Genomic DNA, 23,247 nt, shown 5'->3' with positions numbered 1-23,247 from the left:
TAAGTATAACAAAACAGATGGACAATATTTGTCCGTCTGTTAATTTCTATTTAAAACAAATCATCAAACAAACTCAACTGGTTATCCTCTGGCATATTGCCGAGAATTCCCATTTCATCCATCTTTTCAACCAAGGTTGATGAGAGTCCTCCACGCTTGCGCAATTCAGTTTTAGAGAGAAATTCTCCCTCTTGACGGGCACGAACCAGTTGCTTGGCAACGTTCTCTCCTAGTCCATCCATAGCGACAAACGGTGGGATGAGAGTATCTCCATCGATGATGAATTCAGTCGCATCACTGCGATATAGGTCCAATTTACCAAACTTAAAGCCACGTTCCCACATCTCATTGACGATTTCAAGTGTTGTGTAGAGGTCAATTTCTACGTTGGAAGCTTCATTGTTCTTGCGTTTTTCAGCTATTTCTTGCATCTTACGTTTAATGGCATCCAAGCCTGCACCCATGGTCTTAATATCAAAGGCCTTAGCACGGATGGAGAAGTAAGCACAATAATAATAAATCGGGTGGTGAACCTTGAAGTAGGCCACACGAAGGGCCATCATAACGTAGGCTGCCGCATGGGCTTTAGGGAACATGTACTTGATTTTTCCACAAGATTCGATATACCACTCAGGCACATTATTGGCCTTCATGGCTTCGATATAACCATTGCGCTCTTCTTCAGAGATTTTGAGCCACATTCCCTTACGTACTCGCTCCATGATGGTAAAGGCCATCTTTGGATCTAGGCCAGCGTGCATGAGGTATACCATGATGTCATCCCGACATCCGATAACGGTTGATAGGTCCGCAATTCCAGCCTTAATCAAGTCTTGGGCATTTCCCAACCATACGTCGGTACCGTGAGACAGACCAGAAAGCTGTAGTAACTCCGCAAAAGTTGTCGGATGGGTTTCATCCACCATTCCGCGAACAAAGTTGGTTCCAAACTCTGGAATACCAAGCATACCGGTCGAAGTGCCGATTTGCTCTGGCGTGACTCCCAGAATATCAGTGCCTGAGAAGAGGGCCATCACGCCTTCATCATCCATAGGGATTTCATTAGGGTCAATCCCAGACAAGTCCTGCAATTTCCGAATCATAGTCGGATCATCATGTCCTAGGACATCGAGCTTGAGGACGTTCTCATCAATATCGTGGAAGTTAAAGTGAGTGGTCTGCCATTCAGCAGTGACATCATCTGCAGGATACTGTACCGGAGTAAAGTCATAGACATCCATATAGTTAGGGATAACAACGATTCCTCCTGGGTGCTGACCAGTCGTCCGTTTGACACCAGTAGCTCCCAGAGCTAGACGTTCCACCTCTGCAGCACGATAAATCTTCCCATAATCCCGCTCGTAACCCTTAACAAAGCCATAGGCTATCTTAGCTTTCACCGCACCTACCGTTCCTGCACGGAAGGCATATTCTTCCCCAAAGATATCACGAACATCCAAGTGGGCGCTCGGCTGGTCTTCACCTGAGAAATTCAAATCGATATCAGGTACCTTATCCCCATCAAAACCAAGGAAGGTCTCGAAAGGAATGTCCTGTCCATTCTTACTGAGCTTGTGCCCACAGTTTGGACAGTCTTTATCTGGCATATCAAAGCCTGAACCGTAGGAACCATCTGTGATAAACTCACTGTACTGACACTGACCACAGACATAGTGAGGAGAGAGAGGATTGACCTCGGTAATCCCAATCATGGTCGCAACGAAACTAGAACCAACAGACCCACGGGAACCAACCAAGTAACCTCGTTCATTGGAACGGTGCACTAGCATCTGTGAAGCCAGATAAATCACAGCGAAACCATTCCCCAAGATAGAGGTCAATTCCTTTTCAATTCGTAGGTCAACGATATCAGGGAGTGGATTTCCATAGATTTCAAAGGCTTTTTTATAGGTTAATTCAGCAACTGTTTCTTCGGCTTTGTCAATGAAAGGTGTGTACAAATCACCCTTTACAACTTCCACAGGTTCAAAGATTTCTGCCAAGGCATTGGTATTTTCAATAACAATCTTGCGAGCCAAGTCTTCCCCTAGAAAGGCAAACTCATCCAACATTTCATTGGTTGTTCTAAAATGTGCCTTTGGTAGCGGAGCTGGTTGGGCAGCTTCTCCATGGCCGATCGTTCGGTTAATCATGGCTCCCTGACCTAGACTTCGCACGATGATTTCTCGATAAATCTCATCCTCGGGTTCGAGATAGTGGACATTTCCTGTCGCAAGAACGGGCTTGCCGAGACGATCTCCAACCTCTATCAAACTCTTGATAATGGTGTGGAGTTCCTCCATGTCCTTGACCTGCTCTTTGGCAATCAGAGGTGCATAGATAGCTGGAGGCATCACTTCGATAAAGTCATAGTATTTCGCAACTTCGACCGCTGCATCTACACCCTGTGATACGACTGCATCAAAGACTTCCCCTTCCGTACAGGCTGAACCTAAGATCAAACCTTCTCGATGAGCATCCAGTACTGTACGTGGAATCCTTGGAACTCCTTCAAAATACTGGGTATTTGAGAGAGAAACCAGCTTAAAGATGTTTTTCAAGCCTACTTGATTTTTTACATAGATAGTCGCATGCTTGACGCGAGCTTTTTTATAAGAATCTGGACTGATTAAATCAAGGTTTAATCGTGCCAAATCTGTCACACCGTGTTTTTCTGCTACTTCCTTAATAAAGATAAAGAGCAAACGGCCAGTTGCTTCCGCATCGTAGTTGGCCATGTGGTGGTGTTCTAGGGCAACACCAAAACGTTTAGTCAAAGGTCCTAGACCATGACGTTTATACTCAGGATAGAGATTTCTTGCGAATTCTAGCGTATCGATGACGGGCTGAGTGATTTTTGGCAAGCCATGACGTTCATAGTTGGCATTCATAAAGCCAACGTCAAAGGTTGCATTGTGGGCTACAAGAACGGTATCCTTACAAAACTCTTGGAATTCTTTCAGAACTTGAACCAAGGGTTTGGCATTTTTCACATGCTCATCCGTAATTCCTGTCAATTCAGTAGTAAAGGCTGATAAGGGGTGCCCAGGATTGATAAATTCATCAAATTCAGCTACGATATTGCCCTTATACATCTTGGAAGCTGCGACCTGAATCAAGTCATTATAGATAGCTGAAAGTCCAGTCGTTTCCACGTCAAAGACTACATAGGTTGCTTCAGACAAATCCATCTCAACTTCATTATAGACGATAGGTACACGGTCTTCAACGATATTAGCTTCCATCCCATAGATCAGCTGGATGCCTGCTTTCTTAGCAGCCTTATAGCCATGAGGGAAGGATTGAACATTTCCGTGGTCCGTGATTGCTACCGCTTTATGACCCCATTTAGCTGCTTTCGCAACGAGTTCTTCAACTTCAGGTAGAGCATCCATGGTCGACATATTGGTATGGGCATGAAACTCAACACGACGCTCTCCCTCTGGCATCAAGTCTTTACGCTCATAGTGGACAACTTCCTGAACATCCTGTACATTCATGGTCAAGTCTCGCGTGAAATTATTGACCTCAACATTCCCACGAACACGGAGCCAAGAATTTTTCTTGATCATGTCAAACTTCAGAGCTTCTTCTTCGTTCTTGACCCATTTTTGCATAGAGAAGCTAGAAGTGTAGTCTGTCATCTTGAAGTTAATCAAAACACGACCTGTTCTAGTCACCTTCTGCTCGACATCAAAGACAACTCCTTCAAAAACCAGACGATTTTCCTCAGTATTAACCTCAATCATAGGAGTAATCTCTGCCTTGTCTAGTTTTGGCTTGGCAGCTGCTTTCTTGGCTTGGAAGTCAAAGACAGGCTTATCCTCTACTGGAGGTGGTGGCGCCATCTGTTCTAACTGTTCCATAGCACGAAGTGTTTCTTCATTGGCAGCTTGGATAATCATTTGATTTTCCGTCTGAAAGGCCTCTCGCTCTTCCCTCGTGAGCTCTTCATTTTTTTCTAAAATGCAGGATAATTTAGGAAAGCCAAAAAGTTCCAACTGTTTGCTAAGATTTGGCAGATGATTTTTTCTAAAATGCTCTGTATCTGCCGCTTCAGAAGCTTCAATGATTAACTGGTCATTTTCAAAGCGAACCTGAAAATTCTGATATATAGAACGAAAACCTTGACTAGCGCAAGGACCATCCGAAAAAGCCTCTCGATAGTAGGCTTGTAAAAGTTCTCTAGAAAATTCCTGATTTCGCGTTTTTATCTCAAAACTAGCCTGATTTCCTGTTTTTGAGAATTCTTCTTTCAAGCCTCTTTTCAACTCTAGGAAAAGTTCAAAAGGCAAGATATTTTCAAAAACAAAATGAAACTCCCAAACTTTGCTTCGTTTATGAACAATAACTTGTTCTATTTCAGCCTGAGAGAAGGCCTCATGATTTCTCATTTCAGCGGGTATTCCCAACTGATTCATTAAAATTTCAAAAGTGGTTGACATCCATTTTCCTCACAATATACTCCTTCTATTTTACCATATTTGAGGCACTTTTACCTATTTCTACCAAACAGAAAAAGAAGCCACAAAGTGACTTCTTTTAAAGTGACGGTGAATTATTCTTCACCTTTGTTTTTCTTAATGATTTCTTCTTGTACTGACTTAGGTACATCTTCGTAGTGGTCGAATACCATCATGAATGTACCACGTCCTTGTGATGCAGAACGAAGAACTGTTGCGTAACCGAACATTTCAGCAAGTGGAACGTAAGCACGAACGATTTGGCTGTTACCATGTGCTTCCATACCATCTACACGTCCACGACGAGCAGTTACGTGACCCATAACATCACCAAGGTTTTCTTCTGGAACAGTGATTGTTACAAGCATCATTGGTTCAAGGATAGCTGGTTGTGCAGTCTTAGCAGCTTCTTTAAGTGCAAGAGATGCAGCGATCTTGAAGGCAGTTTCAGATGAGTCGACATCGTGGTATGAACCATCGTAAAGCTTAGCTTTAACGTCAACCATTGGGTAACCAGCAAGAACACCGTTAGCCATAGATTCTACCAAACCTTTTTCAACCGCTGGGATAAATTCACGAGGAACCACACCACCGACGATTGCGTTTTCGAATTCGAATCCTTTTCCTTCTTCGTTTGGAGTAAATTCAATCCATACATCACCGAACTGACCTTTACCACCAGACTGACGTTTGAAGAATCCACGTGCTTGAGTAGGAGCACGGAATGTTTCACGGTAAGATACTTGAGGAGCACCTACGTTCGCTTCAACTTTGAACTCACGACGCATACGGTCAACAAGGACGTCAAGGTGAAGCTCACCCATACCAGAGATAACTGTTTCACCAGTTTCAACGTTAGTTTCAACGCGGAATGTTGGATCTTCTTCAGCCAATTTTTGAAGGGCGATACCCATCTTATCTTGGTCTGCTTTAGATTTAGGCTCAACCATCAATTGGATAACTGGTTCTGGAACGTTGATTGACTCAAGGATGATTTTAGCTTTTTCATCTGTCAATGAGTCACCAGTTGTAGTATCTTTCAAACCAACGGCAGCAGCGATATCACCTGAGTAAACAGTGTCGATTTCTTGACGGCTGTTAGCGTGCATTTGAAGGATACGTCCGATACGTTCACGTTTACCTTTAGAAGTGTTCAATACGTAAGAACCTGATTGAAGAACACCTGAGTAAACACGGAAGAATGTCAAACGACCTACGAATGGGTCAGTCATGATCTTGAAGGCAAGAGCTGCAAATGGCTCTTCGTCAGATGCAGGACGAGTTTCTTCTTCATCTGTATCTGGGTTGATACCTTTGATCGCTGGGATGTCAAGCGGGCTTGGAAGGTAGTCGATAACCGCATCAAGCATCAATTGAACACCTTTGTTCTTGAAGGCAGAACCACACAATACTGGGAAGAATTCAACGTTGATAGTTGCTTTACGGATACCAGCTTTCAATTCTTCGTTAGTGATTTCTTCACCTTCGAGGTATTTCATCATCAATTCTTCGTCAGTTTCAGCAACTGCTTCGATCAATTTTTCACGGTATTCTTGAGCTTGGTCAAGGTATTCAGCTGGAATGTCTTCTTCAAGGATATCTGTACCAAGGTCGTTAGTATAGATTTCAGCCTTCATCTTGATCAAGTCGATGATTCCACGGAAGTCATCTTCAGAACCGATTGGCAATTGAATTGGGTGTGCGTTAGCTTGAAGACGATCGTGAAGTGTGCTTACTGAGTAAAGGAAGTCAGCACCGATTTTGTCCATTTTGTTGGCAAATACGATACGTGGAACTCCGTACTCAGTTGCTTGACGCCAAACTGTTTCAGTTTGAGGCTCAACACCTGATTGTGAGTCAAGAACTGTAACCGCACCGTCCAATACACGAAGAGAACGTTGTACTTCGATTGTGAAGTCCACGTGTCCTGGTGTGTCGATGATATTTACGCGGTGGTTGTTCCATTGAGCTGTTGTCGCAGCAGATGTGATAGTGATACCACGTTCTTGCTCTTGCTCCATCCAGTCCATTTGTGACGCACCTTCGTGAGTTTCACCGATTTTGTGGATTTTACCAGTGTAGTAAAGGATACGCTCAGTAGTAGTTGTTTTACCAGCATCGACGTGAGCCATGATACCGATATTACGAGTTTTTTCAAGTGAAAATTCGCGTGCCATGAGGTTTGTTTCTCCTATATTTTTTTATTTCTATTCTATTATAACACGATTTAATAAAAACGGATAGGCAGGACCTACCCGTTCTCAATGTTTATCTTGTTATTGTTGGTTTCAACTTACGAAATGGTAAGTTGAGTTATAGCTAAGAGCTGACCGAGCTAAATTGAACCCGGGCTAAAGTTAATTAGCCGATTTGAGCCGGAACGGGATGCTGTGTGAAAAAGATAAACTTCCTTGTATTCATCGAATACTGCGTTAGTTTCCTATTTTCACTTTGCATCCTTGCCGTTCCTAGCATCATGATTTTACCAACGGAAGTGTGCGAAGGCACGGTTAGCTTCAGCCATACGGTGAGTGTCTTCACGTTTCTTAACTGCTGCACCAGTGTTGTTAGCAGCATCCAAGATTTCTTTTGCAAGACGGTCTTGCATTGTGTGTTCACCACGAAGGCGAGCGATTGTTACCAACCAACGAAGTCCAAGTGTTGTACGACGTTCTGGACGAACTTCAACTGGGACTTGGTAGTTAGAACCACCAACACGACGTGCACGTACTTCAAGTACAGGCATGATGTTTTCCATAGCTGTTTCAAATACTTCAAGTGCATCGTTACCAGTAACTTCTTTGATTTGTTCAAAAGCACCGTAAACGATTGAAGCAGCTGTACCACGTTTACCGTCAAGCATAACGCGGTTGATAAGACGAGTAACTAATTGTGAATTGTAAAGCGGATCTGGCAATACGTCACGTTTTGGAGCTCTATTTTTACGACTCATTTCTCTTTATCCCCTTTCCTTATGCTTTTTTCGGACGTTTAGTACCGTATTTAGAACGGCCTTGTTTACGATCGTTAACACCTGCAGTATCAAGTGCACCACGGACGATATGGTAACGTACCCCTGGAAGGTCTTTTACACGTCCACCGCGAAGAAGCACCACACTGTGCTCTTGCAAGTTGTGTCCGATACCTGGGATGTAGGCAGTAACTTCGATAAGGTTGCTCAAACGTACACGAGCAAATTTACGAAGGGCAGAGTTAGGTTTTTTAGGTGTCATTGTTCCAACACGAGTTGCAACACCACGTTTTTGTGGTGAAGAAACGTTTGTTTGAACTTTTTTATGACTGTTGTAACCAACGTTCAAAGCTGGTGATTTAGATTTTTCTACTTTTGATTTACGCGGTTTGCGAACCAATTGGTTAATTGTAGGCATCTACATTCTCCTGTGTTTTTTTATTTTTGGTGATGATACACTTGGTGACAGCTATCATCTGTGTGTACTTTTGCAACATTTGTCAGCACGTCCCTGTACACTCTTGAGAGACCAAAAGTAAAAAGTACCGTCTATTATTGTACCACGTTTTTTCTATTTTTGTCAATATATTTCTTCTTATTTTTTGACTTCTTTACTCTAAAAATTCTATGAAAACGGTCACCTGCCAGATAGACTCTTCAACCGACCACATAGACAAACCTTCTTGTATTTGTCGACAAAATGGTGTTTAATAGATTTGTAAGTAAGAGATCTCTATTACAACTTTTACAAAGGAGAAATTATGAAAGTTAGACTTGACATTGATCAACAATACGCCGAAGAACAAATCATCATAGAAGCACCATCTTTGTCCCCTAGAGTTCAAAAAGTTCAAGACTTTGTTCAATCACTGGATCAAAACGAAACTCTTAAAGGAAAATTCCAAGACCAGGTCTACTTGATTCAGATTAGTAAGATTCAACGTATATATATTGAAAATCGCAAAGTCTTAGCTGAAACGGATAGCCAAACCTATGCGCTCGACATTCGTCTTTACCAAGCAAGTGAAATTCTACCTGCTTCCTTTATCCAAATTTCCCAATCCGAAATTGTCAACATTGATGCGATCAGTCATCTAAAACTAACCTCTAACGGCTTGATTGAAATCTATCTAAAAAATGACAGTTTCACCTACTCATCTCGCCGTTACCTCAAAGCTATTAAGGAGAAATTAGAACTATGAAAAAACAAATTTTCCACGATGCCACAACTGGTATCCTCATCGGCCTCATCCTATCTATTATCTTTTCTTTTATCTTTTCACCAAGCAACTACGCACCACTTAGCCCCAACTCTTTGATTGGCCAATTCATGATCCAACAACAGGTACATGGCGCTCTAGTTTTGCTCTACTGTTCTATCATCTGGGCAGCTATCGGAGTCCTCTTTAGTTTTGGTAGCCGTCTCTTTGCCAAAGACTGGAGCCTTCTTCGTGCTACTGTCACTCACTTCTTCCTCATGCTATTAGGTTTTGTTCCTCTAGCAATTCTGGCAGGTTGGTTTCCACTTCGCTGGACTTTCATCCTTCAACTCATCCCAGAGTTTGCCATCGTCTATCTCATCATCTGGGCGATTCTCTATAAAAGAGAATCAAAGAAGGTTGCCCACATCAACCAATTATTGGCTCAGAAGAAATAATGCAACAGAAACCCACTCATAGGACTGAGTGGGTTTTTGCTTATAATTTTTGCTTCCATTCTAACAAGAGGTTCATGGCTTGCATCGGTGTCATGTTGTACACATCTACTTTAGCCAATTCTGCTAGGATAGGATTTTCTTCCGCCGCGTCAAATAGGGAAATTTGTTCAGAGACTGCATGTGTTTGTTTCATTGGAGCAGGACTTTCCTGACCTTGACTCTCTAATTGCGTTAAAATTGCATCTGCTCTTTTCAGCAAGTCTACCGGTAAACCTGCAATCTTAGCTACGTGAATACCGTATGATTTATCAGCTGGTCCTGCTTCGATCTTGTGAAGGAAGGTAACTTGTCCATTTTGCTCAAGTGTAGCCACGTGAACGTTAACCAGATGTCCCAGACTAGTCTCCAAACTAGTCAATTCATGGTAATGAGTCGCAAAGAGAGTCTTGGCTCCGATATGTTCATGAATATACTCGATAATTGCCTGGGCCAAGGCCATGCCATCATAAGTTGCCGTTCCACGTCCAAGTTCATCAAAGAGAATGAGAGAATTCTCAGTCGCATGCGCAATGGCATTATTAGCTTCCATCATCTCGACCATAAAGGTTGACTGACCGGAAACCAAGTCATCTGCTGCCCCGATACGGGTAAAAATTGCATCAAAGATTGGCAAGTGAGCACTTTCTGCCGGCACATAAGACCCTATCTGAGCCATGACTGCTGTCATAGCTAGCTGACGCATATAGGTTGACTTCCCGCTCATATTAGGCCCTGTAATCAGCTGGATGCTAGTCTCTTCACCCATTTGGATACTATTGGGAATATAGGTTTGGGCTCCCATGACCTTCTCAACGACAGCGTGACGACCTTTTTGAATGTCAATTCGCGAATCCTGACCAAACTCTGGACGGATCAAGTGCTGATTTTCTGCTACTACCGCTAGTCCTTGCAAGACATCGACAGTAGCGATTCCTTGGGCCAGGGCTTGTAGACGTTGGATATACTTACCAACTTCTTCACGGATACGCATAAAGATTTCATATTCAAGGCTGGCTGACTTCTCACGCGCCTCCAGCATTTCTCCCTCGATACGCGCCAACTCCTCTGTCCCAAAACGCTCTGAGTTTTTAAGCGTAGCCTTACGGAAAAAGTGGGCTGGTACATTTCCTAGCTGCGAGTTGGTTACATGGAAATAGTAGCCATCCTTTTTATTGTAATCAATCTTGAGCGTACTGATGCCAGATTTTTCTCTTTCCTTAGCCTCAATTTCAGCAATCCAGCTGGTTCCTTCTCTCAGTACCCGACGATACTTGTCCAAGGTCTCATCAAAGCCCGTCCGAATAATACCACCTTCGGTAATCACGTGAGGAGCCTCAGGAGCAATGGCTGCGCTAATAAGACTTTCCAACTCAGGGATAGCATCCAGTTGTTCAATCAGATAAGCTAGAGCTGGTTGCTCCATTCCCTCCAAGATTGCTCGAATCCGAGGAACGCTCCCCAAAGTAGTCGCTAGCTGCAAGAGGTCTTTAGGATTGCTTTTCCCAAAAGAGACTCGACTTGCCAGACGTTCGATATCGTAGACTCCCTTGAGGCTTTCTGTCAAATCACTACGCTCAAAGAAATAATCCAGAAAGACCTGTACAACCTCCTGACGTTCAAGGATACGCTCCTTGTCAATCAAGGGACGGTGGATCCAAGAGCGCAAAAGCCGCATCCCCATGGCAGTCTTAGTTTCATCCAACAACCAGAAAAGACTCCCTTGTTTCTTGCCAGAACGAGCATTTTCTACTAGATCTAAACTAGCCTTGGTCGCATAATCCATCTGCAAGAAATCCTTGATTTCATAGCGAACAACTGGCTTCAAGTGGTTGAGCTCTCTCATCTGAGTCCGATGGACATACTGAAGAAGCTTACTGCTGGCAGCCTGTTCAACAGGTACCAAGCGTGGATCCAGTAGATGGATGTCTTCAAATGATTCTTGCTCATAGGAAAGTACCAAATTCATTTGACGGCTGAGAATCTGTTCTTCCTCTTCAGTTAAGGAATAGCCGATGACAACTTCTCTTGCCTTAAGATTTCGGATTTCACCACAGACCAGGGTAAAATCCAATAAACCTGTCACATAGAAATCACCCGTCACTAGATCCATATAGGCCAAACCAAATTGCTGACCGTCACGGTCGATAGCCACCAAAAAGTTGTTTTGACTATCTGGTTTACTACTATCGACGACTGTACCAGGGGTAATCACCTGCACAACCTCGCGTTTTACAACGCCAACAGCCTGCTTAGGATCCTCCATCTGCTCAGCAATGGCAACCTTGTAGCCACGCTCCACTAGGACATCAATATACTGTTGGGCAGAGTGATAAGGCACACCAGCCATGGGAATAGGATTGTCAGCATTCTTATTGCGACTGGTTAGTGAAATTTCTAGTATCTGGGCAGCATTGACTGCATCTTCGTAAAATAACTCATAAAAATCACCCATACGAAAGAGCAAAAAAGCATCTGGATATTGTTTTTTGATATCCACATACTGTTGCATGCCTGGTGATAATTTTTCTGTCGTCATCCATTCTCTCCTTGTTAAAAATAGTCTTGAGAGAGACTCCCAAGACCTTATCTATCCTTCATCAAATCTAACAAACGATCTTCCATGAGTTTAGCAACATGCTGATCTCGGCAGATTACCAAGAGAGTATTGGCACCCGCAACTGTTCCTAAAATCCATTCATCCTTGTTGGCATCGACAACATTGGCTAAAACTGCGGCTTCACCCAATTTAGTGTGCAAAACTAAGGTAAACTCAGCTCTTGCTACACCTTCCAAATGATGGGACAAAAACTCAACCAGGTCAATCTTCTCCGTCTCATTTGCTAGTACGTAGTAGACCTTATCATTTTTCTTAACCTTGGTCAAGCCCAGTTCGCGAAGGTCACGCGACAATGTCGTTTGCGTCACAAAAACATTGCGTGCTTCCAACCGATCCTGGATCTCCTTTTGAGTTCCTAATTTTTCCTCAGTGATCATTTGTTTGATTAACTGATGGCGTTCTCTTTTTCTCATAACATCCTCTCGAGTGAATATTTATAACATTTTCATCTACTTAATAAGAACATTATACCAAAAAAACCGAATATTTCAAAAAAATTCTTATCATTCCTCAAAATTGTGATAAAATAGAAGAAAAGTCCAAAGGAGTTTATAATGAATACAAAACAATTGATCGCTAGCGAATTGGCTAGCGTCATTGAGAGCCTGGATCAAGAGGCTATTTTAAATTTACTAGAACAACCCAAAAACTCTGATATGGGAGACATCGCCTTCCCTGCCTTTACTCTAGCAAAAGTTGAGAGAAAAGCTCCACAAATGATTGCAGCAGATATCGCTGAAAAAATCAATAGCCAAGCCTTTGAAAAAGTCGTCGCTACTGGACCTTATGTTAACTTCTTCCTTGATAAAAATGCCATTTCTGCTCAAGTATTACAAGCTGTTATCACTGAAAAAGAACACTATGCTGACCAAAATATTGGTAAACAAGAAAATGTTGTTATCGACATGTCTAGTCCCAATATTGCTAAACCATTCTCTATTGGTCACCTGCGCTCAACTGTTATCGGAGATAGCTTGTCACATATTTTCCAAAAAATCGGTTATCAAACGGTCAAGGTCAACCATTTGGGAGACTGGGGTAAACAGTTTGGGATGCTGATCGTTGCCTACAAAAAATGGGGCGACGAAGAAGCTGTAAAAGCTCATCCGATTGATGAACTTCTTAAACTCTACGTTCGCATCAATGCTGAAGCTGAAAATGACCCTAGCTTGGATGAAGAAGCACGCGAATGGTTCCGTAAACTTGAAAATGGAGACGAGGAAGCTCTCGCACTTTGGCAATGGTTCCGTGATGAAAGTTTGGTGGAATTTAACCGCCTTTATAATGAATTGAAGGTTGAATTCGACAGCTACAACGGGGAAGCCTTCTACAATGACAAGATGGATGCAGTTGTAGACATCCTTTCTGAAAAAGGACTTCTAGTTGAGTCAGAAGGTGCCCAAGTTGTGAATCTTGAGAAATATGGAATTGAACATCCAGCTCTTATCAAGAAATCTGACGGTGCGACTCTCTACATCACACGTGACTTGGCCGCTGCCCTTTACCGTAAAAACGAATATCAATTTGCCAAATCTATCTATGTCGTTGGTCAAGAACAATCTGCTCACTTTAAACAACTCAAGGCTGTCTTGCAAGAGATGGGTTACGATTGGAGTCAAGATATTGTCCATGTTCCTTTTGGATTGGTAACAAAAGAAGGCAAGAAACTCTCTACTCGTAAAGGGAATGTTATCTTACTAGAGCCTACTGTCGCAGAAGCCATCAGCCGTGCCAAAGCGCAAATTGAAGCCAAAAATCCTGAACTTGAAAATAAAGATCAGGTTGCTCATGCTGTTGGAGTTGGAGCCATTAAATTCTATGACCTTAAAACTGACCGTACAAATGGATACGACTTCGACCTTGAAGCCATGGTATCCTTTGAAGGCGAGACTGGTCCTTATGTTCAATACGCCTATGCTCGTATCCAATCTATCTTACGCAAAGCGGATTTCAAACCAGAAACAGCTGCCAACTATAGCTTGAATGATCCTGAAAGCTGGGAAATCATTAAACTCATCCAAGATTTCCCACGTATTATCAACCGTGCGGCGGATAACTTTGAACCTTCTATCATTGCTAAATTTGCAATTAGCCTAGCGCAAGCCTTCAACAAATATTACGCTCACACTCGTATCTTGGATGAAAGTCCAGAACGCGACAGTCGTTTAGCCCTCAGCTATGCAACTGCAGTTGTCCTCAAAGAAGCACTTCGTCTGCTGGGCGTAGAAGCACCAGAGAAGATGTGATTCAGTACTAACAATTGGAACTAAAGTTCCTAATTGTTGGACGCTAGCCACTTTTATGCGGACTAGCTAACTGCTTCACTAGTCGTGGTTCCTAAATATAATCGATTTAGGGACCACGACGTCGTAAATGAGGCGATTTGCCTAAACGCTTTACTAATTTATCTAAACAATAACATCGATTTGGTTAGGTTCATGTCGCAATCTTAAAGTTACTGGATTGCAGAGCGTTCTAAGCAACCAATCCTAAACCTCTACGGACTTTTATTTGGTACTAGGGGCGGAGTGCATTACATCTACTATTTTAGATTAGCGATCACTTGCCTAATTTCTATATTGTCATTACTTGAAAAGCGAAAAATCTTTTTCGCTTTTCTCTTGCTATTAATTTCTTTATCACTTAGGGAGAGATTTTATGAGCCAATATGCTTATATTTTAGTTGTCATCAGTCTTGTCGCTCTTTTTCTCATCAACAAATACGAAAAGGAAAAACTACAAAGACTCCTACAAGAACAGCTGTTAAAGGATGAATCTTTTCGCGCTACTATCAAGGAAAAGATTCAAACAACAGAAAATATTAACGATGTCATCGACTACATCAATAAAGGATATCGTTTGGGAATTATGATTTCAAAAGAAATTGTTGAAGACATCAGAAAATAAAAAAAGGATTCGAGATAGTATTTCTCGAGTCCTTTTCTATTTTTTCCTGAGAACTATGATTCCCACCAATATAACAATCCCTAATGATGCCATGGTTCCGTATGCTGACAAACTTTCATCAAGAAATTTCTCGCAGAACTGCAACAGGGCGATCGCTAAGACTAGCAAAGCACTGCATAGCATAATATCCTTGAAGCTTGGTTTGCGTTTTATATACTTTAAAAATGATCTCTGTAGTTTACACATTTCGATTGTTCCCTTTTGGAGTAAATCCTTTATCCATAGAATAAATCTCTTCCTTAGAAAAACTGGCCTCTTACAAAGCTTCTAATTCGTAAAGTTCTGCAATAATCCCTGCAACCTTCTTGATATCTCCCAACATGCCACGCATCTCAAAGTCAGCTAAAACAGGGAAACCAAAACGTTGACTGTATTGCTTGGCTGTCAAACAGTATTGGTTGTTAAAGTTACGATTGCCTGATCCTACGACACCAAAACACTTGCTGGCATTGTCACCGTAAGCGATAAAGTCCCCTACTGGAGTGGTCAAAATCTCCACATCACCATTGTCAACTCCATTGCCACCTTCTAGATAAGTCGGTAGAAAAGCCACATATGGATTGGTCATCTCAAAGAAATTCTCTCCCTCCTTGACCAAATCTTTAATATGGATCTTTTCCACTTCAATGTTCCCATACTGTTCTAAAAGGTATGCCTTCAGACGTGTGACGAAACTTTCGGTATTTCCACTCAGACTGATATAGACTAAGGAAATTTTTTTCATGCTCTCCTCCTTCTTTTTTGAATTCAAAAAAATAACTACCAAGATTGTATCTTGATAGCTATCCTTTGTCAACTCTTAGGCCAGTTCTTCCTCTTCTTGAGCTTCTGTTAATTCTTTTTGCTGACGCCACATTTTATAGAAGACGATTGCTAGGAAGATAACATTGAGTACGATCCCAAAAATGGCTGAACCTTTGGCACCAAGCTCCGCTCCCATACGGATGTTAGGATCTGTAAAAAGTGAAACCGCATCCTGAACGCCGATAAAGTTGTAGATAGAACCAACGATGGCAACGAAGACATAAGCAAGATAAGTGTAGTTAGCCAATTGAAGGTTTTTACGAACAAGGAAAATCAAAGCTACAACAACTAGAATAACAGATAAGACAACCAAGAGAATGCTGAAGATAGAATGACCATGCTCCGATACCTTAATCGTATAATCAACGAGCTCCTTAGCATAAGTAGCATTAACACCTGATGCTGATGTTTCTAGATTGCTCATACCCTCCGCAGTAGGTACTGGAGATATGATTCCAAATAGTGACATTGCTGAGAGTAAGGCTGAAAAAATCAGTAATACCCATAGATAGATTGGTTTCTTTTTCATCAAAGCAACCCCCTTATGTTTTTTAGTTTATTATAGCATATTTTAACAAGCAAAACAAATCCTACAAGTTTGCTTCCACCTGTTTACGGTAGGCTTTAGGAGACTTCCCACACAGCTTTCGAAAGACCTTATAGAAATAACCAACATTACTGTAACCAACCGTATAGCAAATATCCTCGATACTATCATTAGTAGATAGCAAGAGCTGCTGGGCAGCCTTAATGCGTTGCTTATTGAGAAGCTCAGCAAAGGTGGAATTGGTTTCCTTCTTGATTAGCTGTCCCAAATAAACGGGATTGATAAAGAGATCCTTACTGATATCCTTGAGGGAAAGTTCTTTTTTGTAGTCTCTACCAATGACTTCAAGCACACTAACTACATTTTCATTCATGCGGTATTGACCAAAGAAGGATGTCAAGGTCTCCTTGGTATAAGCGACTAAATCCTCAAAAGTTGTAATAGCATGAATGTTCTTGACAATATCTGTCATGTCGTCTGCTTTCAGATGTTCAAAAAGATGGAAAACATCCATGACAAACTGGGTAAAGAGCTGCTTGGTAATGGATACCCTTGGTGTATTTTCAAGGACAATCTTCTCAAGCAAGGTCAATTCATCAATAATCTGCTGAAGATTTCCCTGTATGATCACTCGATAAATGGGTTCGTAGTAAGAAAAGAGACTTTCAGACTGATCTAAATTGACCGAACCATAAAAGAGTGTCTTTTCAACATCACGCTTCCATTTTTCAAAGTTGGCTTGATAAGGAGCTTCAAAAGGCATGAGCAACAAGCCCTCAAATTCCTGATCTGCAAGGATAATTTGCCAATCTTGCCCCAGAACGTAGTAAGGAATGACAAAATTCCCTTGTTTTTCCTTGGAAAGTCCGATCCACCAATTTTCTTTTTGGCTGAGATGAGCCTTGAATGCTTCTTCATCTAGTTGCTGACTCAATATTTCTGGCTCATGAGATTGTTCACCAAGCTGACTGGAAATCTTTTCAAGCAAGCGTTCAAGCTCAACCTTATCGACTGGTTTGACCAGATAATCAACGACATTGAGATTCATGGCTTTTTTTACATAGTCAAATTCTTGATAGCCTGAAAGGAGGATATAGTAAGCATTTGGCAACAACTCCTTCATCTCCCCAATCATCTCAAGCCCTGTCTTGTCAGGCATATTGACATCAGAAATGACAATATCTACGGGATGTTCTCGAACGTAGTCCAGAGCGTCGTCAGCATGATTGGCTGTTGCAACTACTTCCATATCCCATTTGTCAAAAGGAATCAAACGTTTGAGTCCTTCTGTAATCATGTACTCATCGTCAACTAAAAGTACTTTATACATCTTTATCCTTTCTCTTCATTTTGAATGGTGATTCGATAGCGAACACCTTCTTTTTCAACTGATTCTACACTGATGTCATAGCGGTCGCCAAAGTAGAGTACAAAGCGCTCGTGCACATTGACAATCCCAATGGACTGGCGTTTCCCACTATAATCCACCGTATGTTCAAAAGTTCTTTGAGCTAATTTATCCTGGATCTCTGCTAGCTTATCAGCAGGCATTCCACGCCCATTATCGGTTACCAAGATCTCAACATAGCCTTCTTTTTTCAAGGCCTTGATACTAATCACATTATCTGTACGTCGATGATCAACTCCATGAGCAAAATAATTCTCCACCAAGGGTTGGAGGGTGAATTTTGGAATACGCATTTCTTCCAAGCCAGGGTCAATTTTAAATCCGTAAGCAATAGATTTTGGATAACGCACCATACAGAGATAACTGTACTTCCGACAAAATTCCACTTCTTGCTTTAATGTTGTTTCTCGCTCATCAGAGATGTTGTTACGCAAGAGACTACTGAATTCGTAGATAATATCCGCTAGTTCATTTTGGTTCTCCATGACCGCGTACATCCGTAGAAACTCCAGAGTATTGTACATGAAATGTGGATTTATCTGAGCTTGTAGAGCGCGCATATGGGCATCTTTTTGACTCAGTTCAAGTTGATAAATATCATGGATATTTCTCTCCAATCGATCCAACATATCATTTGTCGTCTCAGCGATTAAAAGTAATTCCTGGTCTTTTTTCGTGAGATCAATTCTTTTACCTTGCTCCCCTTGCGCAATATCATGGATTGTTTCCACTAGATCAACAACTTGGGTTTGATACTTCGAAAATGTTTTTTTCAAGGTTACATATAAAATAACGATAAAGAGGAGACTCAAAGCAAGAATAAAAATCGAACTAAAGATACTCCCACTAAGGACATAATCCCTAGGAACCGCAACCTGAACCTGATATCCATGAGCTGTCTCATCTTGCAACCATTCCTCTCGATTACTTTTTTCACCTTGGTGAAACATATCCGTTTCAAAAGGAGAGGTGATGCTCACAGCAATTGGGATATTTCCTCTGGTATTGTCAATAGCCTTATAAAAAACATCGGAAGATACAGAGACATAAATAACACCAAGAGCTTGATCCGATACTGGATCGGATACGGGAATGGCGAAACTATTGGCATCTGGCTTGAAGGCATCTGCAGAAACCTTGTAACCACTACGATTGTCCCTCTTCGAAACATAAACTTCTGTCGAATCTTGCAAGACAATGGCTACACCCGTTACAAAATCATTGCGCACATAAAGGTCATCGATATTTTCATAAATGGATACAGAAATATAGGGCGATGCTTTACGCTCCAGTTGCCAATAGAAATAATCCGGTGTACTGAGGCTAAAATACTTATAAATTCCCTCGATTCGCGCTTGATTATCTACTAAACTTTGGGCTGAACGCGCTGATTCTCGATAATAATACTCAACCTCACTCACTGTCCGAGTCAAAACCCGCTGGGAAACCTGTCTTGCTTCTTTTTCTCGACTATCCCAGTTCACATAGGAAATCAACAGAGCAAAACTAGCAATGATGACAATCATCACCCAAGTATAGGTTCGAAGGAGTGAATGAAGCCAAAATTGTTTCATTCTATTTGGACGCCAATTTTTCATGAATGCTTTCATAAACAGGCTCCAATAAATCACTAATAAAGAAATGCCACATACCAATCCCTACAAAAATAATGAGGGCTGGCATATAAAACCCAATAATGGCTAACAAGACGCTACCAAGAAGAACTTTAGCCACTGCTGACAAGCTCATAAAAATTCCGATAAAGGCAAGCTTTAAGGTATTTTGATAGGATAAGTCAAAATAAACTTGTAATTTTAGAGAAACTGTATACGCCAAAAATACCAAGGCTACCAAAAAGATATTTAGAAAGGTTGCTGCCAAATGGATAATGGTCTGATGCGGCAATTGGATCATGAGATACAAACCATAAATCAAGATCAAGTCAAGTCCCATAAAGGTGTAGAAACTGAGATTGCTTTTAATAAAATTACTCTTGTAAAGAGCCCAAGCCTCTTTAAAACCATAGGCACGGTAAGAATAGCCATGTTCTGCAAATAAACTCATGATAGTCGCACTAGCTGGTGCTATACCAAAAACCACACCTCCTGCTAGTGTCAATAACCAAAAATAAGCCGTTGCAATCATCCCCAAAAAGAAACGATGAAAGACTAGCTCAATAAAATTTCCCACGGTTTGCCTCCAAAAAAATAATCTAGAACTATTATAACATATTTCAAGCGCTCTCAAAAATAGGAGGAGAGAAAAGGCAGTGAGAGTTGAACTTGCTACCTTTTAGAAGCAAGTTCGGAGCAGGTATCCATCCTTGTCAAATGGCCAAATGTTAGTTTATAAAGGATAAATATAATTGTTTAATAATGTTATTTGTGCTATAACAAATATAGATAGAGATACCGATTAATGACCAAAGGAGTTTTCGGAAAAGATAAACATATTTGCAGATTAAATACTTACTATTCAACTTATTTACTGGATTAACAAAATAACGAAAGGAGTATGAATCATGACTTTAAGAACTACTTTGTTTTGTGTTGCGCTTGTATTGACTCTTTTCTCTGATAAATTGTTCAAACAACAATATGTAAAAATCGGAAAAATAATTTGCGCTATAATCTTATTAGTCGCTTCATTATCATATCTGTTCTAAGTTATTTTAAGAATACAGGAATTTGTTTATCCTGTATTCTTTTTTTCTACCAAATGTACATTGATAAAATTTATACTTAATTTCAAAACAACACAAAAAAGCTCTAGACAGTATGACTAGAGCTTTTTTGTGTTGTTTTGATTCGTATTGAATGCATACTTCACTTCTATTTACAGTTTCTAAATCTCTAAATATAATAGAGCCGAAGCAGTGGTAAAACATATTTTCAACAAGCTTGGCAATATCTTAGAAAATAATTTCTTTATAGTCCAAGTCGGTTTGCTTTAAATTATACTTTTTTCTTAAACATTTGCTACGAGTAGGTCTTTCTTGTGAGTAATTTTCATCAAATAATTTCATAGATAAGTCCTATATATAATCATGGTAAAGTAGTAAAAATAGTTGTTATCCTAGTTGATTAAAAAAGTCTTTGATTTCCTCATCTTTTATAAAATAATATATAATTTTCCCCTCTCTTCTATTGTCCAAGATGTTTTGATTGGCTAGTTTACGAAGATGGTGGGAGGCAGATGCCATACTGAGATTTAGTAAACAGGCTATATCGCAGACACAGAGTTCTTCAACAGCAAGGAGATAAAAGATGATATTTATCTGTTTATTATCGGTAAACTTTGATAAAATACGAAGTGATTTTTGGACTTTTTCCTTTTCAAGGTAGTTCGTTGCGGTTGTAACATTTTGTTGATTTATAATATTCACTTGGCAGATACTATCTTTTTTCATAATTTTTTCTCCTAGCCGAACACAGTCCTTAGCATGTCAAAGCTGTTGTTTTCAATCAGGATATACATCCCCAATCCTAAATAAACAACGGCAATAAACCATCTGCTATATTTTTCCAAAGTTTCTCCAACAGAAGGGACTTGTGCCAATTTTTGGGCAGAAAAAACCAAGAGATAAATCATGACTAGAAAAGTAAGTAAAGCCACTATCAAATTCGCTAAATTTAAGGTAATAAAATATGGGACAAAAACACCAATATTGTCAGCACCACAACTTGCAAAAGTAATCATAGCGACTAGAAAAATCAGGTTTTTATCATCTTTGCGCAAACCATCTTTTGCAATAGCTTCTCCATCAGAATCTCCTAAAAGCAAAACTTTGAGTCCTAGGAAAATTGGAATCAAACCGAGCAAACCTAAAATCTCTTTACTAGGAATATAATTTAAGACAAATGCAAAAAGTAAACTTAGCAATATTAGACTAACAGAGCCTAGAAATTGTCCTAAATAGATGTTAATAATGTCTTTTCTGCTTTTTCTTTTGGCAAAAAATAACATTAGGATAATAAGTAAGTCTACGGCTGTCCCAGAATACAGGATTATTGAAGTAACAACATTTCGAACCATAAAACACCTCATTCAAATATATTTTTGAATGTATTTTAACATTAAACTTTGTAGATGTCAACTTCAGCTCCATCAAAATATAGATAAGAAGGTAGTGTACCAAACATTAAAAAGCCCTGCCATCGAAATGATAGCAGGGCTTAACTTCAATATCCAGATGATATATTTATCTAAAAAAGGTAGAGTTTGGACTGAAATATAGTGAAATGTATTGAAATTGAAAAAAGAAAAAACGCTTGAAATCAGCGATTTTCTTATGTATTGATTCGTATTGAATGCTTATTTAACCTCTGTAAAGGTTGTGAATGTTATTTTAGGACTCTTTAAACGCCGTTATATCAACGTTTTTAGTTTGTTCTGTAGAAAATGTAGTCATAAATGTAGTCATTTTGCTATGCCGTCAATTTTGCAATTTCTTTGAGGTAGATTTCAACTGCTTCTGCCTTCTTTTTCGGTGCCAATTCAGCATAAGTGTCCATTGTCGTTTTGATCGACTTATGCCCCATTCTTATCTGGAGTTCTTTCCAGTTTGCACCAGCATTCAGCATCAAAGAAGCATGTGTATGACGGAAAAGGTGGAATCCATAGTTTGGTAACCCTAATTCAGTCAAACGCTTTTTAAGCGTTGCACGTTCATTTCTGTCACACATATAGTTTCCGTAAATTGTCGGGAAAATTATATCCACAGTTGGTAAATCATGACTCATAAAGTAATCACTCATCTCAGCATGAAAAGTTTTCAAGTCATCTAAGACTTGTCTCGGGACTGCAACTCTTCTGTTACCAGAATCAGTTTTGGCACTGTTCTTACAAACAATCTCACCCTTAATCCCAAGTTTCTTATTTCCAACTTTCCACATCAGCGTCTTGTTAACGATGATTTCATTGGAATCAAAATCGAGATCATTGATTGATAAAGCAAGAAGTTCATTGATTCGAAGCGCAGAAGCTAATAGTGTATCACAGATAACTTTGAATCTTCGATTTGCTCGAGTATCAGGAAGAGTATCAAGATAGTTTAGCCAAGTAGCCAAGTCCTCTCCATGCAATACCATAATTCTCTCCTTTACCACCTTTGGTTTTGGAGGGATTTTTACTGTCCGAGCTGGATTATGAGAAAGTTCGAAATTCGTGATCCCGTAATCGAAAATATCACTAAGCTTATAGATAATTGCACCGAAATCTTTTGCATGTCCCTTTTTGGATTTTTTAACACCTGATTCAACAGACTTTTTAGATTGTTGAGCTAATTTATTAACCCAAATCTGAATGTCTGCAGATTTTATCTCTTCAGGCCTATATTCTCCAAACTTAGGGATGATATAGGTATCAAGATAGCTTCGAACTCGATTAATCGTATTCTGAGAAGTTACCCAAGTTACAAAACTGATAAACCAGGCTTCTGCTAACTCCTCGAAGTTATTAATCAACAAGGCCTCTTTCAAAGTTGACCCCTTCGCTTCAAAATCAATCCTAGCTTGAATGATTTTCCTATCAAGACTTTTTAGAGTTTTAGCAGTTATAGATGATGTAACTTTTTTCCCAGTTTTAACGTCTACTCCAATATACACACCACGTTGCGTATAGCTAATAGTTCCGTTACTCTTGGTAGTTTTAATGACTTTTCGATTGTTGTGAATGATAGTCTCTTTCTGCATAGTAGCCTTTCACGTTCGGATATAAAAGGCTAAAATAACAACCTCACATTATTCTATGTGATATTACTATTTTAGCACATT

At 40.3% G+C, this 23,247-nt stretch carries 19 protein-coding genes; 5 read left to right on the top strand and 14 right to left on the bottom strand.

Annotation, left to right across the window (positions count from 1 at the left end; genetic code table 11):
- Positions 1 to 50 precede the first annotated feature (50 nt).
- From PCY08_RS06915 to rpsL, 4 genes are all read right to left on the bottom strand, one after another.
- A complete protein-coding gene (locus PCY08_RS06915) occupies positions 51 to 4,445 on the bottom strand; it encodes a PolC-type DNA polymerase III (RefSeq protein WP_301559889.1) in 4,395 nt (1,464 codons plus the stop codon).
- Positions 4,446 to 4,558: 113 nt separating this feature from the next.
- Positions 4,559 to 6,640 carry an elongation factor G gene (gene fusA, locus PCY08_RS06910; RefSeq protein WP_045763095.1) on the bottom strand — a complete coding sequence of 694 codons (2,082 nt, stop codon included), beginning with the start codon at positions 6,638 to 6,640 and terminating at the stop codon, positions 4,559 to 4,561.
- A gap of 305 nt (positions 6,641 to 6,945) precedes the next feature.
- Positions 6,946 to 7,416, bottom strand: coding sequence for a 30S ribosomal protein S7 (gene rpsG / locus PCY08_RS06905; protein WP_000087876.1), 471 nt, complete (start codon positions 7,414 to 7,416; stop codon positions 6,946 to 6,948).
- A 19-nt stretch (positions 7,417 to 7,435) separates the two neighbouring features.
- Positions 7,436 to 7,852, bottom strand: a complete 417-nt coding sequence (gene rpsL, locus PCY08_RS06900; RefSeq protein WP_001142333.1) for a 30S ribosomal protein S12 — start codon at positions 7,850 to 7,852, stop codon at positions 7,436 to 7,438.
- A 343-nt stretch (positions 7,853 to 8,195) separates the two neighbouring features.
- Between rpsL and PCY08_RS06895 the strand changes: the two genes are divergently transcribed.
- The gene (locus tag PCY08_RS06895) at positions 8,196 to 8,636 is read left to right on the top strand and encodes a LytTR family DNA-binding domain-containing protein (protein WP_060955207.1); all 441 of its coding nucleotides are present in this window, start codon (positions 8,196 to 8,198) and stop codon (positions 8,634 to 8,636) included.
- Complete coding sequence (locus PCY08_RS06890; RefSeq protein ID WP_301559888.1) at positions 8,633 to 9,091, top strand: DUF3021 domain-containing protein; 459 nt, start codon at positions 8,633 to 8,635, stop codon at positions 9,089 to 9,091. The genes PCY08_RS06895 and PCY08_RS06890 overlap by 4 nt, the downstream gene beginning before the upstream one ends.
- Before the next feature lie 40 nt (positions 9,092 to 9,131).
- Here PCY08_RS06890 and mutS read toward each other — a convergent pair whose 3' ends face one another.
- Both mutS and argR read right to left on the bottom strand, forming a co-directional pair.
- On the bottom strand, positions 9,132 to 11,666 hold the full coding sequence (mutS, locus tag PCY08_RS06885) for a DNA mismatch repair protein MutS (RefSeq protein ID WP_301559887.1): 2,535 nt from the start codon (positions 11,664 to 11,666) through the stop codon (positions 9,132 to 9,134).
- A gap of 47 nt (positions 11,667 to 11,713) precedes the next feature.
- Positions 11,714 to 12,160: an arginine repressor gene (gene argR, locus PCY08_RS06880; protein ID WP_001231485.1), complete on the bottom strand. Its 447-nt coding sequence runs from the start codon at positions 12,158 to 12,160 to the stop codon at positions 11,714 to 11,716.
- A 141-nt stretch (positions 12,161 to 12,301) separates the two neighbouring features.
- Here argR and argS point away from each other — a divergent pair, with 141 nt between their 5' ends.
- Both argS and PCY08_RS06870 read left to right on the top strand, forming a co-directional pair.
- Positions 12,302 to 13,993: an arginine--tRNA ligase gene (argS, locus tag PCY08_RS06875; protein ID WP_301559886.1), complete on the top strand. Its 1,692-nt coding sequence runs from the start codon at positions 12,302 to 12,304 to the stop codon at positions 13,991 to 13,993.
- Positions 13,994 to 14,405: 412 nt separating this feature from the next.
- Positions 14,406 to 14,654: a hypothetical protein gene (locus PCY08_RS06870; protein WP_000084856.1), complete on the top strand. Its 249-nt coding sequence runs from the start codon at positions 14,406 to 14,408 to the stop codon at positions 14,652 to 14,654.
- Between the two features lie 316 nt (positions 14,655 to 14,970).
- Here PCY08_RS06870 and nrdI read toward each other — a convergent pair whose 3' ends face one another.
- The 7 genes from nrdI to PCY08_RS06835 all read right to left on the bottom strand — a co-directional run bounded on the left by nrdI (position 14,971) and on the right by PCY08_RS06835 (position 21,508).
- On the bottom strand, positions 14,971 to 15,438 hold the full coding sequence (gene nrdI / locus PCY08_RS06865) for a class Ib ribonucleoside-diphosphate reductase assembly flavoprotein NrdI (protein ID WP_301559885.1): 468 nt from the start codon (positions 15,436 to 15,438) through the stop codon (positions 14,971 to 14,973).
- Positions 15,439 to 15,513: 75 nt separating this feature from the next.
- Positions 15,514 to 16,047: an ABC transporter permease gene (locus PCY08_RS06860; protein WP_301559884.1), complete on the bottom strand. Its 534-nt coding sequence runs from the start codon at positions 16,045 to 16,047 to the stop codon at positions 15,514 to 15,516.
- Positions 16,048 to 16,108: 61 nt separating this feature from the next.
- Entirely contained in the window at positions 16,109 to 17,395 is a 1,287-nt protein-coding gene (locus PCY08_RS06855) for a response regulator transcription factor (protein ID WP_301559883.1), read from the bottom strand.
- Positions 17,396 to 17,397: 2 nt separating this feature from the next.
- A complete protein-coding gene (locus PCY08_RS06850) occupies positions 17,398 to 19,071 on the bottom strand; it encodes a sensor histidine kinase (RefSeq protein ID WP_301559882.1) in 1,674 nt (557 codons plus the stop codon).
- Positions 19,049 to 19,663, bottom strand: coding sequence for a YesL family protein (locus PCY08_RS06845; RefSeq protein ID WP_049510098.1), 615 nt, complete (start codon positions 19,661 to 19,663; stop codon positions 19,049 to 19,051). Before PCY08_RS06845 ends, PCY08_RS06850 begins: the two co-directional genes overlap by 23 nt.
- An 880-nt stretch (positions 19,664 to 20,543) precedes the next feature.
- Positions 20,544 to 20,882 carry a Cd(II)/Zn(II)-sensing metalloregulatory transcriptional regulator CadX gene (gene cadX / locus PCY08_RS06840; RefSeq protein ID WP_301559881.1) on the bottom strand — a complete coding sequence of 113 codons (339 nt, stop codon included), beginning with the start codon at positions 20,880 to 20,882 and terminating at the stop codon, positions 20,544 to 20,546.
- 11 nt (positions 20,883 to 20,893) lie between these two features.
- The gene (locus PCY08_RS06835) at positions 20,894 to 21,508 is read right to left on the bottom strand and encodes a CadD family cadmium resistance transporter (RefSeq protein ID WP_275896208.1); all 615 of its coding nucleotides are present in this window, start codon (positions 21,506 to 21,508) and stop codon (positions 20,894 to 20,896) included.
- A gap of 28 nt (positions 21,509 to 21,536) precedes the next feature.
- Here PCY08_RS06835 and PCY08_RS06830 point away from each other — a divergent pair, with 28 nt between their 5' ends.
- Positions 21,537 to 21,710 carry a FanG protein gene (locus PCY08_RS06830; RefSeq protein ID WP_083936654.1) on the top strand — a complete coding sequence of 58 codons (174 nt, stop codon included), beginning with the start codon at positions 21,537 to 21,539 and terminating at the stop codon, positions 21,708 to 21,710.
- A gap of 190 nt (positions 21,711 to 21,900) precedes the next feature.
- Here the strand turns inward: PCY08_RS06830 and PCY08_RS06825 are convergent, their stop codons facing one another.
- Positions 21,901 to 23,166, bottom strand: coding sequence for a site-specific integrase (locus tag PCY08_RS06825; protein ID WP_301559880.1), 1,266 nt, complete (start codon positions 23,164 to 23,166; stop codon positions 21,901 to 21,903).
- Between the last annotated feature and the right edge of the window lie 81 nt (positions 23,167 to 23,247).

Source organism: Streptococcus sp. SO4, assembly GCF_030440055.1.
GTDB classification, from domain to species: domain Bacteria; phylum Bacillota; class Bacilli; order Lactobacillales; family Streptococcaceae; genus Streptococcus; species Streptococcus nidrosiense.
Note: the sequence above shows the minus strand (reverse complement) of the source record. Positions and strands in the feature narration are given on the sequence as shown.

What these genes read in the sequence shown, in the direction of transcription:
- PCY08_RS06890 (WP_301559888.1), top strand. Translation starts at nt 8,633, where the DNA reads ATGAAAAAACAAATTTTCCACGATGCCACAACTGGTATCCTCATCGGC.
- rpsL (WP_001142333.1), bottom strand. Translation starts at nt 7,852, where the DNA reads ATGCCTACAATTAACCAATTGGTTCGCAAACCGCGTAAATCAAAAGTA.
- PCY08_RS06855 (WP_301559883.1), bottom strand. Translation starts at nt 17,395, where the DNA reads ATGTATAAAGTACTTTTAGTTGACGATGAGTACATGATTACAGAAGGA.
- rpsG (WP_000087876.1), bottom strand. Translation starts at nt 7,416, where the DNA reads ATGAGTCGTAAAAATAGAGCTCCAAAACGTGACGTATTGCCAGATCCG.
- mutS (WP_301559887.1), bottom strand. Translation starts at nt 11,666, where the DNA reads ATGACGACAGAAAAATTATCACCAGGCATGCAACAGTATGTGGATATC.
- fusA (WP_045763095.1), bottom strand. Translation starts at nt 6,640, where the DNA reads ATGGCACGCGAATTTTCACTTGAAAAAACTCGTAATATCGGTATCATG.
- argR (WP_001231485.1), bottom strand. Translation starts at nt 12,160, where the DNA reads ATGAGAAAAAGAGAACGCCATCAGTTAATCAAACAAATGATCACTGAG.
- PCY08_RS06915 (WP_301559889.1), bottom strand. Translation starts at nt 4,445, where the DNA reads ATGTCAACCACTTTTGAAATTTTAATGAATCAGTTGGGAATACCCGCT.
- PCY08_RS06830 (WP_083936654.1), top strand. Translation starts at nt 21,537, where the DNA reads ATGTATTTTAACATTAAACTTTGTAGATGTCAACTTCAGCTCCATCAA.
- PCY08_RS06850 (WP_301559882.1), bottom strand. Translation starts at nt 19,071, where the DNA reads ATGAAAAATTGGCGTCCAAATAGAATGAAACAATTTTGGCTTCATTCA.
- cadX (WP_301559881.1), bottom strand. Translation starts at nt 20,882, where the DNA reads ATGAAAAAAGATAGTATCTGCCAAGTGAATATTATAAATCAACAAAAT.
- PCY08_RS06835 (WP_275896208.1), bottom strand. Translation starts at nt 21,508, where the DNA reads ATGGTTCGAAATGTTGTTACTTCAATAATCCTGTATTCTGGGACAGCC.
- argS (WP_301559886.1), top strand. Translation starts at nt 12,302, where the DNA reads ATGAATACAAAACAATTGATCGCTAGCGAATTGGCTAGCGTCATTGAG.
- PCY08_RS06870 (WP_000084856.1), top strand. Translation starts at nt 14,406, where the DNA reads ATGAGCCAATATGCTTATATTTTAGTTGTCATCAGTCTTGTCGCTCTT.
- PCY08_RS06895 (WP_060955207.1), top strand. Translation starts at nt 8,196, where the DNA reads ATGAAAGTTAGACTTGACATTGATCAACAATACGCCGAAGAACAAATC.
- PCY08_RS06860 (WP_301559884.1), bottom strand. Translation starts at nt 16,047, where the DNA reads ATGAAAAAGAAACCAATCTATCTATGGGTATTACTGATTTTTTCAGCC.
- PCY08_RS06825 (WP_301559880.1), bottom strand. Translation starts at nt 23,166, where the DNA reads ATGCAGAAAGAGACTATCATTCACAACAATCGAAAAGTCATTAAAACT.
- nrdI (WP_301559885.1), bottom strand. Translation starts at nt 15,438, where the DNA reads ATGAAAAAAATTTCCTTAGTCTATATCAGTCTGAGTGGAAATACCGAA.